Source organism: Mycoplana rhizolycopersici, from assembly GCF_013378445.1.
GTDB classification, from domain to species: Bacteria; Pseudomonadota; Alphaproteobacteria; order Rhizobiales; family Rhizobiaceae; genus Mycoplana; species Mycoplana rhizolycopersici.
In genome coordinates this window covers 228,376-242,529 of the sequence record NZ_JABXYK010000003.1, presented here as the reverse complement: position 1 = coordinate 242,529, position 14,154 = coordinate 228,376, and the positions used below count along the sequence as shown (strand labels likewise).

Annotated in this window: 16 protein-coding genes; 9 read left to right on the top strand and 7 right to left on the bottom strand. The window is 63.9% G+C overall.

Annotated elements, in window-relative coordinates; all coding sequences use genetic code 11:
* Positions 1-54: 54 nt before the first annotated feature.
* The 5 genes from HV823_RS06390 to HV823_RS06375 all read right to left on the bottom strand — a co-directional run bounded on the left by HV823_RS06390 (position 55) and on the right by HV823_RS06375 (position 3,896).
* Positions 55-909 carry a hypothetical protein gene (locus tag HV823_RS06390; RefSeq protein ID WP_176948899.1) on the bottom strand — a complete coding sequence of 285 codons (855 nt, stop codon included), beginning with the start codon at positions 907-909 and terminating at the stop codon, positions 55-57.
* Positions 910-1,032: 123 nt separating this feature from the next.
* Complete coding sequence (locus HV823_RS06385; RefSeq protein ID WP_176948898.1) at positions 1,033-1,515, bottom strand: DUF6790 family protein; 483 nt, start codon at positions 1,513-1,515, stop codon at positions 1,033-1,035.
* Positions 1,516-1,674: 159 nt separating this feature from the next.
* Positions 1,675-1,809 carry a hypothetical protein gene (locus HV823_RS27035; protein WP_281374033.1) on the bottom strand — a complete coding sequence of 45 codons (135 nt, stop codon included), beginning with the start codon at positions 1,807-1,809 and terminating at the stop codon, positions 1,675-1,677.
* A gap of 236 nt (positions 1,810-2,045) precedes the next feature.
* Entirely contained in the window at positions 2,046-3,092 is a 1,047-nt protein-coding gene (locus tag HV823_RS06380; protein WP_176948897.1) for a Tim44 domain-containing protein, read from the bottom strand.
* Between the two features lie 111 nt (positions 3,093-3,203).
* Positions 3,204-3,896 carry a winged helix-turn-helix transcriptional regulator gene (locus tag HV823_RS06375; RefSeq protein WP_176948896.1) on the bottom strand — a complete coding sequence of 231 codons (693 nt, stop codon included), beginning with the start codon at positions 3,894-3,896 and terminating at the stop codon, positions 3,204-3,206.
* Between the two features lie 134 nt (positions 3,897-4,030).
* On the opposite strand from HV823_RS06375, the gene HV823_RS06370 reads away from it, so the two are divergent.
* From HV823_RS06370 to HV823_RS06360, 3 genes are all read left to right on the top strand, one after another.
* Positions 4,031-5,191, top strand: coding sequence for an acyl-CoA dehydrogenase family protein (locus tag HV823_RS06370; protein ID WP_176948895.1), 1,161 nt, complete (start codon positions 4,031-4,033; stop codon positions 5,189-5,191).
* 380 nt (positions 5,192-5,571) lie between these two features.
* Positions 5,572-5,820, top strand: a complete 249-nt coding sequence (locus HV823_RS06365) for a hypothetical protein (RefSeq protein WP_176948894.1) — start codon at positions 5,572-5,574, stop codon at positions 5,818-5,820.
* Between the two features lie 19 nt (positions 5,821-5,839).
* Complete coding sequence (locus tag HV823_RS06360) at positions 5,840-6,193, top strand: EF-hand domain-containing protein (protein ID WP_176948893.1); 354 nt, start codon at positions 5,840-5,842, stop codon at positions 6,191-6,193.
* A 66-nt stretch (positions 6,194-6,259) separates the two neighbouring features.
* Here the strand turns inward: HV823_RS06360 and HV823_RS06355 are convergent, their stop codons facing one another.
* A complete protein-coding gene (locus tag HV823_RS06355) occupies positions 6,260-7,150 on the bottom strand; it encodes an EamA family transporter (RefSeq protein WP_176948892.1) in 891 nt (296 codons plus the stop codon).
* 385 nt (positions 7,151-7,535) lie between these two features.
* On the opposite strand from HV823_RS06355, the gene HV823_RS06350 reads away from it, so the two are divergent.
* From HV823_RS06350 to HV823_RS06330, 5 genes are all read left to right on the top strand, one after another.
* Positions 7,536-7,970: a hypothetical protein gene (locus HV823_RS06350; RefSeq protein ID WP_176948891.1), complete on the top strand. Its 435-nt coding sequence runs from the start codon at positions 7,536-7,538 to the stop codon at positions 7,968-7,970.
* An 88-nt stretch (positions 7,971-8,058) separates the two neighbouring features.
* Positions 8,059-8,949, top strand: a complete 891-nt coding sequence (locus HV823_RS06345; RefSeq protein WP_176948890.1) for a DMT family transporter — start codon at positions 8,059-8,061, stop codon at positions 8,947-8,949.
* 99 nt (positions 8,950-9,048) lie between these two features.
* Complete coding sequence (locus HV823_RS06340; protein ID WP_176948889.1) at positions 9,049-9,714, top strand: S24 family peptidase; 666 nt, start codon at positions 9,049-9,051, stop codon at positions 9,712-9,714.
* 16 nt (positions 9,715-9,730) lie between these two features.
* The gene (locus tag HV823_RS06335) at positions 9,731-10,558 is read left to right on the top strand and encodes a thermonuclease family protein (protein ID WP_176948888.1); all 828 of its coding nucleotides are present in this window, start codon (positions 9,731-9,733) and stop codon (positions 10,556-10,558) included.
* 10 nt (positions 10,559-10,568) lie between these two features.
* Complete coding sequence (locus tag HV823_RS06330; protein WP_176948887.1) at positions 10,569-10,982, top strand: tellurite resistance TerB family protein; 414 nt, start codon at positions 10,569-10,571, stop codon at positions 10,980-10,982.
* A gap of 167 nt (positions 10,983-11,149) precedes the next feature.
* Here HV823_RS06330 and HV823_RS06325 read toward each other — a convergent pair whose 3' ends face one another.
* Entirely contained in the window at positions 11,150-11,953 is an 804-nt protein-coding gene (locus tag HV823_RS06325; RefSeq protein ID WP_246300948.1) for a transporter substrate-binding domain-containing protein, read from the bottom strand.
* 121 nt (positions 11,954-12,074) lie between these two features.
* Here HV823_RS06325 and HV823_RS06320 point away from each other — a divergent pair, with 121 nt between their 5' ends.
* Positions 12,075-14,084 carry a glycosyltransferase family 2 protein gene (locus tag HV823_RS06320; protein WP_176948885.1) on the top strand — a complete coding sequence of 670 codons (2,010 nt, stop codon included), beginning with the start codon at positions 12,075-12,077 and terminating at the stop codon, positions 14,082-14,084.
* The last annotated feature ends 70 nt before the right edge of the window (positions 14,085-14,154 follow it).

Genomic DNA, 14,154 nt, shown 5'->3' with positions numbered 1-14,154 from the left:
CGAGGAGGCGCATGGCGACGTGCGTCTCTCCCCCCCTTGCCCCCATTGCGAACGTCACTCCATCCGCAATTGCGTTCTGAAGTCGGCCACAGAGACGGACACGTCGTGGACGGCCTGGGAAATCGCGGCAAACTTGGTCGCCTGCCAAAACCGATAGTCGTGCACCAGCTGCGGCGCGATCCAGCAATCGCCGCGATTGTCGTTTCGCTGCCAGCCAAGCAGACCGTCCCGGCGCGCGCGGGCGAACAGCCGAACGGCATGGGTTCGGGAAAGGTGAAAGCGGCGTGAGAGTTCCGTCGGCGAGACCGGACCGATCCAGAGCCGATCCGTCTCCAAGGCGATTTTGGGCACGCGCGATACGAGATCATGGACGATGTTGCTGCCGGCGTCCGATTTGACGAAGGTGGCGATGGTCTCCGGCGGATGCCACCATTCCGGACGCTGGAACAGCAGCCGCGTCATTTTCGGCTGGGCGTGGTGCAAGAGCTTCGGCTCGGCGGAAGACAGACGGTACCTCGGGCCGTTGTCGAGGAGATCCAGTGCCCGCATATGAATATCGAAGTAGCGCCGGATCAGCGCTTCGGATTCCATTGTTGCCCGAAAGCTTCGCCGGCGCCGGTCCCCCACCTCGATCGGCTCCACCAAGTTGTAGTGGCGCATTTCCATCAGGAACGCGAGAACCGTGTTCTTGCTCGCCGCCGGCGTTTTGCCGAAATAGCGCACGAGATCGCTGGGCGTGATGGCCGGGCGCGTCGGATCGAGGGTGTTTTCGAAATGCAATGCCAGCGTCGCCTGGCTGAGCATCCATTTCTGGATATCCGCAACGTAGCGTACCTTGCGCGGCAGAAGGCGATGCGTCTCCAGAAGATCCTCGACGGCTGAGGAGACGCAATCAAAAAAGCGCTCCATCGAAAGCAGATCCTGGACCGAATAGGCGCGCGGGTTACTGACCGCGGCGGCGGGATGGTCGACAAAATTCATTGTATTACAGACGGTTAATTGCAACGAACGGCGTTACGCACAAAAGAAGCTCTATGCGCGCTTTTCCTCGGACGCCTTCCACAGCAGCCAGGCGAGCAGAGGGATCTTTACGACTGTCAAAAGCAGGAGCACGCCAAAGTTGTCGGGTGCGTAGTCTGCGTTAACGATCGCCTCGCGGACGTGGCCGATCGCCACTCCGAAATTGAACAGGACAATATAAATGACGACGGCCGCCTTGAACGAAAGGCTACGCCAAAACGACAGCACGGCGACGATGCCCATCGCCAGATCGGCGACGCCGATCTCGAACTGGAACGGGCTGACCTGCCAGCCGATCTGAGTAGCCGCCACTTGCGGCAGGAAAACGTGGAAGAAGCCGCCCCAAATCATTTCGACGCCAACCGAGAGCAGAAGCAGCCAGGAGAGATAGCGCTCGGCGGTCGGCCCGACCTTTAGAAAAAATGCGATGCCCATGGCGGCGACGAAAAGCACGATTGGCAGGTTCGTCAGTATCAAGCGTATCGCGTCCGCCATTGTGCCCCCCGCGTCGCAAATCGATCGGCCGCACGGTGCCAGATCGCGCGATGGTTGCCAATGCCTTCATGGCCTCGCAACGATCGGCAGAATACCAACCCTATGGCGATCACCGCCCGGCGCCAACGGGTCGCCGCGGCGATCCGGCTGTTCCTGCACTCAGTTGATCGGGATACGGACGCCGCCGCCGGTGTCGGCAGGTCGCGCATAGTTGACATTGTTTGCAGCGCCGGTGGTGCAGCCGGCGAGAGCGAGAAGAACAAGCGAAGCGGTCAGAAGGGATTTCAGCGCCATTGAGGTCTCCGATTAAGGCTCGGCGGAGCGGGATGGTATGCGCTTGCGAGATTCAACGTCCGCCAGCGCTGCCAGATGATGGCAGTTCTCCTGCAATGGCAAGCCTCGATGACGACTTGTCCGCACTTGCGCGCAAGGCCGCACGGACCGTTCGCCGCGGAAAACGCAAGAAGGGCACGGCGGTGGCCGTGCCCTTCTTGCGGTAACTCGTCATCGGCCCACAAAGGGCCGGATGGTCAGGTGGCGTCCGTGCCCTGGATCGCCGTCACCAACCAGTCGGAACCGGGCTTGCGGACGAAGGTCCAGACCTCGACGGTTTCGGTCGGATTGTCCGGGTCGCCGCTGATGACGCGGCCGGTCGCACGGTCCCGCATCACGTCGATGCTCTCGTAGCGCATTGCCACGGTAGCGTATTCGGAACCGTCGTCTTCCCGCCACGCCTCGGCGACGTCGCCCTGGACGAGATGAACATCACGGACGTCATTCTTTGCACCGCTCGTTGCGTTGTCACTCAATTCTTCAGCGAGCCAGGACATGGCCTCGGGTGTAGTGAGCTTGCGAAGCGCGGCGTAATCCTCGGCCGAATAGGCCGCCTGGACCTCCTTCAGCATCGTCTCGAACCGCTCGAGATCCTCCGGCTTCACCCCAATTTCATCGGCATCCGATGCAGTGGCCGCGGCAGGCGCACTTGCACCGGCTGCCCCTGCCCCCGTGCCGAGACCCCCCAGGCCGGCGCCGCCGCCGATGCTCGGAATCCTGAAGGAGGGAGCAGCGTTATCGGACTGACGGTAAGCCGGGGCGGACGGGCCACCGGCGCCGCCGAAAGCTGGCTGTGGCGAGCGGCGGAAAAACCGCATGGCAAGCGCGATCGCGCCGAAGATCAGCGCGGCCTGGAACAGAAGGCCGAGGAAGCCCATGGCCCCACCGAGGCCATTGCCCATCAGCATGCCAATGAGGCCGCCGAGCATCAGGCCGCCGAGCAGACCGCCGGCAAGGCCACCGAACATTCCGGGGCGCTGACCGGCCGGACGATTGACGCCGGGAGCCTGCTGGCCCGCCTGCGGCTGGTTCGCCTGCCGGCCGGCCGGGCGCTGGGTCATCGAACGATCGATCGGAGCAGGCTGGCTCGGCGCGGTGCGCGTTGCGGGCGGGGTGGAAAATGTCCTGGTGCCGCGGCTACCGAAGCCACCGCCCCCCCGGCGTGCCTCCGCCACGTCCACCGCGGTGACCATCATCATGACGGCGACGCCGATCATCGCGAAAACTTTCCCAAAACGCTGCATTCCGAACCTTCCGCTCTCTCATCCCGTGCCCACGGCGGACACACTCGCCTCCATATAGATACGGGCCATGCCGAGTCTAAGGGGCGAGCGGACAAATTCTGCCGGTTCCGATCACGAAACCGTGCGCGGCTGGGGGGCAAACTTGCTAAGCCCCAGCCATTGCTGCATGGCGCGGGCGATCTCCGGATCGCCGTCCAGCTCGAGATTGCCGACTTCGACCTCACGGCGAACCGCCGACAGCCCCATCCATATCGCGGTCATCGCGCGCAATGACGTCGTCACCAGCAGGTCGATATCGAAGCCGGGGTCGAAACCGCACAGATCGACATCGCCGCCATCGACCACCAGCCACCAGTTCTGCCGCGCTGGCGGCAGTTCGGGATACAGAAACTGAATCGTGCAGCGACGTCCGGGCAACGGCCTGGGATCGAGATTGCGGCGCATGTCCCACATCAGAAGCGACGGATCGAGATTCTTCAGCGACAGGTCCGATTCCACCCAGCGCTGGCCCCAGAAACCCATGCTCATGATGATCGGCTGCAGGTCCCTGCCGGCGGCCGACAGGCGATATTCGGTCGTTCCCTTTTCACCGGCCGCCGTTTCGATCACGCCGGCGCGCTCCAGTTCCTTCAGGCGTTTGGACAGGAGCGCCGGAGACATGCGCGGCACGCCGCGGCGCAGGTCGTTGAAACGGGTCGTCCCGCACAGAAGCTCGCGCAGGACCAGCACGGTCCAGCGCGTACAGAGGATCTCGGCGGCCATCGATACGGGGCAGAACTGGCCGTAGCTTCCATGCTCATCCATGTTCGTCACCGGCAGCATCGTTCCGCGCGGATGATACCGCAAGCTGGGCGCCGCGGCCAAGGGGTAGTACAGTTCGTGAACTGGACGATGACAGCGTTTGGGAGGACCGTAAACACAGTCAACAGGAGGACCCCATGAACAAGGCTACGACTGCAGCGACGACAGACGCCGGCGCACGGCCGGCACCCGTGGAGATCGTGCGAACCATCGCGCCCATCCTTGCCGAGCGGGCGGAGCGCTTCGACGAGGGTGATCTGTTCGTCGCGGAAAACTACGAGCTTCTCAAGCAGAACGGCCTCGTCGAGGCCGGCGTACCCCAGGAACTCGGCGGAGGGGGTGCGGATGTGCGCATGCTTGCCGAGATGCTGCGCGTCATGGCGCATGCCTGCTCTTCGACGGCGCTGGCGTTTTCGATGCACACCCACCAGGTCGCCATACCCGCCTGGCGCTGGAAGCACCAGCAGGTCGCAGCCGTCGAGCCGTTGCTGAAACGCGTCGCCGCCGAAGGGCTGATCCTGCTTTCCAGCGGCGGTTCCGACTGGATCAGCGGCTCGGGCAAGGCAATCAAGGTGGAGGGCGGATATCGGGTGACGGCGCGAAAGATGTTCACCTCCGGCGCCGACATCGGCGACCTGCTGATGACGGGTGCGGTGCTGGAAACGGCCGAAGGTCCGGATGCGGTGATCCATTTTGCAGCCCCGATGAAGGCACCCGAGGTCAGCATCGTCGATACGTGGCGGGCAATGGGCATGCGCGGCACAGGCTCGAACGACGTGATGATCGAAAACCTTTTCGTTGCGGACGCCGGGGTCTCCTTCAGCCGGCGCGCCGGCGAATGGCACCCGGTCTTCCAGATCATCGCCACGATCGCCTTCCCGCTGATCTATGCCGTTTATCTCGGCGTAGCCGAGAGCGCACGTGACATCGCGATCGAAATGGCCAGGCGGAAGCCGCCGCGCTCGACGCTTCTCGATCTCGCCGGACAGATGGAGACATCGCTGCGGGCAGCCCAGCTTGCCCACCGCTGGATGATCGAGGTGGTCGAACGCAACGCCCCGTCGGCCGAAACGGTCAACGAGGTGATGATCGGCCGCTCGCTCGTCGGCAAGCATGCCATCCATGCGGTCGAACTTGCGATGGAGCTTGCCGGCGGCAGCGGATTCTACCGGTCGGCGGGCCTCGAACGGCGCTTCCGCGACATACAGGGTGCGCGTTTCCATCCGCTCCAGCCGGGTCCTCAGGCGCAATACGCCGGCGCGATGGCGTTCGGCCACCCGGTGACCAATATCTTCTGACCTGCCGTACATCCCTCCCCTCCGTCGCTTCTGCGGCGGAGGGTTCGGCCAATCCTGGCGCCGATTAACCTTGGTGCCGATCGAGAGGTCGACGTAACGGCGTGCCAGAGCATCCCTCTGGAGGAGTTGCCATCACCAATGGCCGCTTGTAGGATGCCCCCATCCATGCCTAGCCGGCGTGGATCTAGCCAAGAGAGTGAAGGCTCAAGCCCTCGCTCACGTATTGCAAGTCTTCTCACGGCCAGCTCCACCGCAAGCATTCGATCGATTGCATGCCCCTGCTTCAGGGACCACGCATTCAGGAATATCCATCAAGACGGACAATCGCGGCACGGGTACGGTTCGACGTGAGAAATGTAAAAGTACACTTGGAGGGTAAGATGAAGAAGCGTACCGTAACTTTAGTGGTTTGCGCCGCGTTCGCGCTGTCGGCCTGCCAGTCTCAACCCGTGTCCCAGAGTGTCGTCGACCGCAATGCGGAATTCGGCTGCGTCGCCGGAACGGTGGGCGGCGCGATCGTCGGCGGCCTGATCGGCAGCACGATCGGCGCCGGAACCGGCCAGATCGCCGCGATCGGCGGTGGCATCGGCATCGGTGGTGTCGTCGGCAACCGTCTGGCCTGCAGATAAATCGGGAAGGAAAGCTTTGATGAAGAAGGCAGTTCTCGTGGCGGCACTTCTGCTGTCGCAGATTTCTATCGTGCATGCCCAGGCGCACTCGGCCGCACTCCACCAGGGACACAAGGATGCCCTCGACACGAACAAGAACGGCACCGTCGAGCGCTCGGAATACCAGGTCTACATGCAGTCGGCCTTCACCAACCTTGACAAGAACAAGGACGGCAAGCTCGACAAGTCGGAAATGGGCTCGGTCCTGACCGAAGCGCAGTTCACCGCAACCGATGCCAACGGCAACGGCAGCCTGAGCCAGACCGAATTCATGAACCGCGTGATGGCAGACTTCGCATCCGCCGACCAAGACGGCGACGGGAAACTGCAATAAGCAAGTCTGTGCCGGCCCCTTCGTAACCGGGGCCGGCTCCCCCCTGAACACGTTCGGCCGACGCCATCACGCCTCGGTGGTCGTTTGCATGTTCTTTTGGCCGAGCCGTTCGGCGGCGACGATAATCAGCCCGGCAGAGATGATCATCGCCGCGCCGACGAAGACGTTGACCCCCGGCACCTCGTTCCAGATCAGGAACCCGAGCACGAACCCCCAGATCAGCGACGTATATTCGAAGGGTGCCAGCAGCGAAACTTCGGCCCGGCGCATGCCCTCGAATAGCGCGTACTGGGCAACGCCTGCAAACACGCCCGTGCCGACGATGAGGGCAAAGCTCGCAAGGTCAAGCGACTGCCAGACGAACGGAGCGACGACACCGGTGAACAGCATCAGGAAGCCGCTGGAAATGATCATCTGCACCAGCGTCGTCTCCTCCAGTGCCGTCTTTCGCAGCAGGATCGTGGCGACACCCCAGAAGACCGCCGCCTGCAGCGCGAGATAGACCGGCAGCGATATGCCGACGCCATTGGTGAAAATGTTGCAGGCAATCAGAACGCCGACAAAACCGGTGACGACCGCCACCCAGCGGCTCGGCGGCACCACCTCCCGCAGGAGCGGTACCGCCAGCAAGGTCGTGACGATCGGTGACGCGTAGTAGAGCGTGGTCAATTCCGCCAGCCCCAGATCGCGCGCTGCCGTGTAGTACGACAGCCAGGCCGCAAGCAGCAGCAGGTTCCGGACCAGCATCGGCTTGAGGATCGGCGAAGTCGAGGCGCGGCGCAGGCCGGGTCCCCTTCCGATCGCGGCACAGATTGCAAAAATCGTCACACTGCGAACGAACAGCACCTGCCAGACCGGCAGCGCGGCTACCAGCCATTTGACGGAGGCGTCCTGCAGCGAAAACAGAAAGAAGGAAAAGCTGGCCAACAGGATGCCGGAAAGCGCGCGGGTATTCACGGGAAGGAACTCCGGGCGCGGGGGATGGTGGCGCCGTCATTCTGATACTCCCGTAGCGAGCATTTTGAAAGATGCACCGGTGCCCCTCGCACCTACATTTTCGACCTGGTCCGCCGATGCGTCTGACGCAATGTTTCTCAGGAAACAACGTTTATGGATGATTTCTGAAAAATTCTCTTCATAAAGATTAGAAGACGCGAATAAAGCCGATGACAGCTACGTTCAAGGCAAGTGCGGATTGCTTTCGCAACTTTGGTTTTCGCCCTGAAAGCGAAACAAATGAACGCATGCCCCGCGTGGGCATCACCGATTGCAGGATTCATGATCGAACAACAACAATGATCCGCAGGTGCGTTTCCGCGCCACCGGCGGCGGGAGAACGGACATGACAAACCATTCGAGAAAGGACGCAAGGGCGGCGCTTGTCAGCGGCCTCCTGCTCGCCGTGATCGTCACGGTCAGCGGCGGCTTCACCATCCTGTCGGCACGACCAGGGCTTCCGGGCGTGGGCGGCGAACGGGTCGCGGCCGGCAAGGTCAGCATGAAAGAGATCCGGCGCGAGGCCTATTGCACCGATGCCGTCAAGCGGCTGGCGCCGGGCGCGGTCAACATCCATCTGGAGGCAACGCCGGACGACAACACGCGCATCATGCGTTTCGGCCCGGACGGGACCAACATTGCACGCTGCGAATTCCTGCCGTCCGAGCAGACAGGGGGAGTTCGCATGTCGAAAATGAGCGTCAACGACAAGCGGCTGCACCGCCAGGTGATCGATGCGATCAACATGCGCATCGACATCCTGGAGTATCGGCGCAGTTGACGCGGCGGCTGGAGTTTTCTGGGCCGCGCAGCAGTCCAAGGGCCGGAATGCAGATGCAATACGGTCCGCTGCAGTATATGCCGGGCGCATGGAATCAAAACGCAACGGCTACCTCTTTACGCTGCTGGCAATCGGCATCTTCGCCATACAGGACGGCATCTCGAAGCATCTCGGCGGGCTCTACCCGCCGGTATTCATCACCATGATCCGCTTCTGGGCCTTTGCCGTCTTCTGCCTGCTGATGGCCATGCGGGCGAAAGGTGGGCTGAAGGCGGCGATTGCGACGAAGCGACCGGTGCTGCAGATATTGCGCGGCACTATGCTGGCCTTGCAGATCGTGGTGGTCATCACATCGTTCAGCCTGGTGGGCCTCGCCCATTCCCAGGCGATTTTCGCAGCCACGCCGATTTTCGTGGCGCTGCTCTCCGTGCCGCTGCTCGGCGAGAAGGTGGGCTGGCGGCGCTGGACTGCAATCCTGATCGGGCTTTGCGGCGTGATCGTCATCCTTGAGCCCGGCGCGCACGGCATCGACCCCGCACTGCTGGTCCCGCTTTTCGCCGGCGCGATCTTCTCCCTCTATGTGATCGCCACGCGGTTCGTCAGCCGGGACGATCCGGCATCGACGAGCTTCTTCTATACGGGCGTCGCCGGCGCGGTTGTCTTGTCGTTCATCGGCCCCTTCTACTGGGCACCGCTGGCGCCGGTCGACTGGTGCTGGATGGCGGCCCTGTGCGTCACCGGCACCTCAAGCCATTACTTCCTCATCCGCGCCTACGATCTCCTGGATGCCGCCGCGGTACAGCCGTTGACCTATCTGCAGCTGGTGCTGGCCGCCGTGATCGGCGTTTCCGTCTTCGGCGAGCGCCTTACCTCCCATATGATCATCGGTTCGATGATCGTCGTCGGAGCCGGCATCTTTACCATCTGGCGTGAAAGCGTCGTCGCCCGCCGCCGGACCGCGGAGACCGAGTCGCGATAAAAGGATTATATTCCTTTTTCCTTTACTAGCGCCGGTCGCTTCGCTATGCTCGCGCCAACCGGAAAGATATGGTCCGGGTTCTGATCAGGACGAGAGACGATGTTTTCCCACGAGAGGATCTGGGCGGCGATCGATGCCCTTGCGGAGCGCCACAGGCTTTCGCCCTCCGGGCTCGCGCGACGGGCCGGCCTGGATCCGACCTCGTTCAACAAGTCGAAACGACTCGGCGCCGACGGGCGGCTGCGCTGGCCTTCCACGGAATCGATCGCCAAGGTGCTGGACGCGACCGGCACCACGATCGACGAGTTCATCGGGCTGCAGAACGCGACGAACGGCCACGCCGGGTTGCCGGCTGGTGCTTTCCCGCCGCAGGCGGGCTCGATCCCCCTGCTCGGTTTCGCGCAGGCAGGTGCCGGCGGCTTCTTCGACGATGGCGGCTTTCCCGCCGGCCAGGGGTGGGACGTGGTCGAATTCCCCACCTCGCCTGAACGAAAGCAGGGCGTCTACGCGCTGGAAGTCCAAGGCGAAAGCATGATGCCGCTCTATCGTGACGGCGACGTGCTGATCGTCGAACCGGGCGCGCAGGTGCGCCGCGGCGACCGCGTCGTCGTCCGGACGCGCGAAGGCGAGGTGATGGCCAAAGTGCTGCACCGTCAGACGCCACGCTCCATCGAACTCCTGTCGCTCAATCCAGAGCACTCCAATCGCTCGTTCGATATCCAGAACGTCGACTGGATCGCCCGGATCATCTGGGCGAGCCAATGATGCGGGGCCTCTTGCCGTGATCTCGTTTGCGACCGCCTCCCCCCACCGCGCCACACTGGGCGGCATCGCCTGCGTTGCGTTGACCGCGCTGATCGTCGTGCTGGGTGCCGGCCAGATCCGCGACCGCGAGGCATCGGGCGGCGGCAGTTTCGATCTCGAAGTGCCGGATGCCAGCATGTTCCCGACGGAAGGCGCGCAGGACGATATTCCCATGAGCACGCCTGCAACCGACGACAATGCATCGGATGCCGGCAGCGATGCCATGCCTTCCGTACAGCCTGCTCCGCAGACGGACGGCGGCGGCGATCAGAAGGCCGGCACACAGAATGCTGCCGAGCCGGCGACATCCGCGCCGGCGCCTGCCTTCAACGCTGCGGAAATTCCCGTCGTAACCGACCCGGTCGCGCTTTCGCGACCCATCGTGCTTGCGGCCGGCCGCTTCAGCATCGGTGGCAAGGTGCTGGAACTCGACGGCATCGTCCCGGTCGCAGTAACCCGGCAATGCACCGACAGCACCGGCGAGGGCTGGCCTTGCGGACGGATGGCACGTACGGCCTTTGCCAACCTCATTCGCGGCCGCACGATCGATTGCGACCTGCCCTCGGCACAGTGGGCGGGGACGGCGACGGCACGCTGCCTGCTGGCCGGCAAGGACCTGTCGCAATGGCTCGTCGAAAACGGCTGGGCCGAGGTCGAACCCGGCTCGGGGCTTCAACCGGCGGCAGACACCGCGCGCGCTGCCGGTCTCGGCCTCTACAGCCCCGATCCGCGCCGGACCAGAGCGCGCTCGCAGGACGCGACCGGTCAGACGCCGGCCGATCCGAGTGAAGAGCAACAACCCTGAAAGCCTTCCCATGACCGATGACAACGCACCGCAGGAAGCCCTGATCCAGGTGATGGTATTGATGTCCGCCGTCGACAACGCGATGACCGATGCCGAGCTTGCACGCATCGGCCGCCTTGTGCGCAGCCTGCCGATCTTCGACGAATTCGCCGAAGATCTGATCCTGCACATCGCCCAGGAATGCGCCGCGCTGGTTTCCGCGCCGGAGGGCCTCGACGTCGCGCTGGAGGTCATTCGCGAGCGCCTGCCGAAGCGGTTGGCCGACACCGCCTATGCACTGGCCGTGGAGATCGCGGCTGCCGACCACCGCATCCGGAACGAGGAAATCCGCCTGCTCAAGCTCCTGCGCGACCGGCTCGGCCTCGACAAGCTGACCTGCGCGGCAATCGAACGCGCGGCGATCGCCCGCTTCCGGAAAGCCTGAAACCGCACCTGGCGAAGCCCGTTTGGAGGAAATCGAAGCCGACTTCGCGAGCAAGATATGTAGTACAATCCCGGGGGCAGTTCAGGGGCAAGGTCACAGCGCCAGGGCGCGTGAAAACCCTTTCGCCTGGCTTCGTCCGCCTCGTTTCATTCGCCTGGAACGGGCGATCAATAGATATCAACGGGGAAGTAGCGCAAGTAGATTTCAGCCAGCCGTCCGCTTCGCGAGAGCGACAGCAGCGCGTGATCGATGGCCCCGCTGATGGCGGGTTCGTCCTTGCGCGTCATGATCGTCAGCCCCTCGCCGAGAAAGGTCTCCGAGAGATAGGCGCCGGGAAGCAACCGGCAGCACTTTTCCGCCTGCGGGCCGGTGCTCCAGAACGCGACTTGCAGCCCGTCGCCGAAAGCGGCATCGACCTTCTTGTCCTTTACGGCCTGCAGCAGTTCCGCCTGGGTTTCGAACGGAACGGGGCGGTGCGTAGGGAAATAGGATGACAGCATCGCCTCATGGACGCTTCCGCGCACCACACCCACCGGCCGGCCCGCCAGCACCGCAACGTTTGCGGGGCCAGCGTCGGAGCGGACGATGAAGCGCGCCGGCAACCGCATATAGGGCCGGGAGAAGATGAAATCGCGGCGCAGGCCGGTGGTTACCGCAACCCCTGCGATGACCGCCTCCCCCGCATCCTTCTCCAGATTTTCGCGCAACTCGGCAAAGGGGACCGCCTGGATCTGGCACTTCGCGGTGAGGTCGAGCTCGCGGCATATCTCGCGCACCAGATCCAGATGGAAGCCGGTCAGCTTGCCGGTCTGGTCGATGAAGTTGAAAGGCGGGAAATCGACGCTGGTCAGAAAGCGCAGTCGCGCGACACCGGCGAGGTCCGGCTTTGCGAGCCGCTCCCGGCTGTCGAAGCTCGCCGGTAGGCCGGCAGGGGCGTCGGGATCGGCCGCCCCGGCAGGCAGAAATGCCATCCAAGACACGCAAAGCGCGATGACGGCACAAATTTTCCTTGAAGAAATTCCGGCTTGCCGCATTAATATCAACTTGGGGTTTAGAGGGGACGCTGCTTCATGATGATGCGGCGCAAGCCACATGGGACTGGCAGACTATCCCGATCCAGCATCCTTTTCCACCGCAATCCCGATTGCGGCCAATGGTCCCGCCATGCCGGCGCAGGCGCCCTTCATCCGGCCGGATCTCCTCGACGAGGCGAAGATCCTCCGCAAGCTCGGCTTCGGCAAGCCACTGATCTCCGAGATGCTGCTCAGGGCCACCCGCAACCAGACCTCGCTCGAGGCCGAGCTTCTCGCCTCGGGGGCGGTGTGCTCGGCGACCTATCACGAGGCGCTCGCCGAAATGCTCGGCCTGCCCTTCATGCCGGAAATCGACCCCGGGCGGGTCGTGGACATGGAGGGCATCGACAGCCAGCTGCTGCAGCCGCAGATGGTGCGCGTGACGTCGCGGGCCCGGCCGCCCGTCGTGGCGATCGTGCCGGCCGCGACCCGGATAAGCCGGCTGCAGGACATGCTTTCCCGACGGCCGGAGATGGGTGACATGATGGCCGCGACCACGCCCGAAGCGGTCCGCAGGGCCGTCTGGAGCGCAGGACGCAGGCGCCGCCTGCGCGACACCGTCAATCGGCTGTTCGACACCGCGCCGGAATTCAGCGCCCGGCTGACCTTCTGGGGACGGCAGGGTTTCTATGCCGGGGCTGGCGTCTGCCTGACGCTGGTCACGCTCGTCTTCGCCCCCCTCGTCGCAGTCCTGGCCCTGCATCTTGTGCTGACTGCGATTTTCTTTGCCGCCTTTTCCATCCGCTTGACAGCGCTCTTCGGCGCCGAGGCGCGCAAGGCGCCGCCCGCCCTTCCCGCTCCCACAGTGCCCTGTCCCGTTTATTCGGTCTTCGTCGCCCTTTACCGGGAGGCTGCAGTCGCGGCACAGCTCGTTGCGATGCTCGACAAGCTCGATTGGCCGCACTCCCGCCTCGACATCAAGCTGATCTGCGAGGCCGATGACGCCGAGACGCTCAGCGCCCTGCGCGGTCTCCATCTCGGGGCGCACTACGAGATCGTCGAGGTGCCGCCGGGGCTGCCGCGAACGAAACCCAAGGCGCTCTCCTACGCGCTTGAGGCCGCGCGCGGCGAATATCTCGTCATATACGACGCCGAGGACCGGCCGCATCCGCGGCAGCTGAAGGAAGCGTGGGCGCGGTTCCACTCAGCCCCTGCCGATCTCGCCTGCCTGCAGGCGCCGCTCGTCATTTCCAACGGGCGGCGGAGCTGGATCAGCGCGATTTTCTCACTGGAATATGCCGGCCTCTTCCGACGAATACTGCCATTGCTGGCCGTCAACCGCCTGCCGATGCCCCTCGGCGGCACCTCGAACCATTTCCGCACCGACGTGCTGCGCCGCTGCGGCGGCTGGGATCCGCACAACGTAACCGAAGATGCAGACCTGGGGATGCGCCTCTTCCGGCAAGGTTATGCGTGTGGCACGATGAACCTGCCGACACTGGAGGACGCGCCGGAAGACGCCCGCACATGGCTCGGCCAGCGCACCCGCTGGTTCAAGGGATGGCTGCAGACGTGGCTGGTGCACATGCGCCAGCCGACGCGGCTCGCGCGCGAGATCGGCATTCTGCCGTTCCTGGTCTTCCAGGTGCTGATCGGCGGGATGCTGCTTTCCTCGCTCGCCCACCCGCTGCTCATCGCCTATGTCGCCCACGTAGCCTGGAAGATGGCCGGCGACGGCCCGTTCGCAACAAGCACCGTCGAGCTCTGCCTTTTCACGATCGACGTCGTCAACATCTTCGGCAGCTACGCCGTCTTCATCGCACTGGGGCAGGCTCCGATGAAAGCGGCCGAGCGAAAGGCGGTCGGCCGACGCTGGCCATTGGTCGCCGGCTACTGGATGATGATGTCGCTCGCCGCCTGGAGGGCCGTTGCGGAGCTGCACAACAAGCCGTTTTTCTGGAACAAGACGGAGCACCGGCCGGCAACCCACGATGGAACCACCTCCGGCGCCGGCAGAGAAACGCAAGCAAGCCATCGGCCGGCCGGCAACGCCGGCACCAGCCCCCGCGAGGGAGCCCCATACGGGTGATTGAGGAACGCAGGGCAGATCAGCTCTGCCCCAAGCTCAGGCAGTATCGACCCAGACGGTCGCCCGTGAC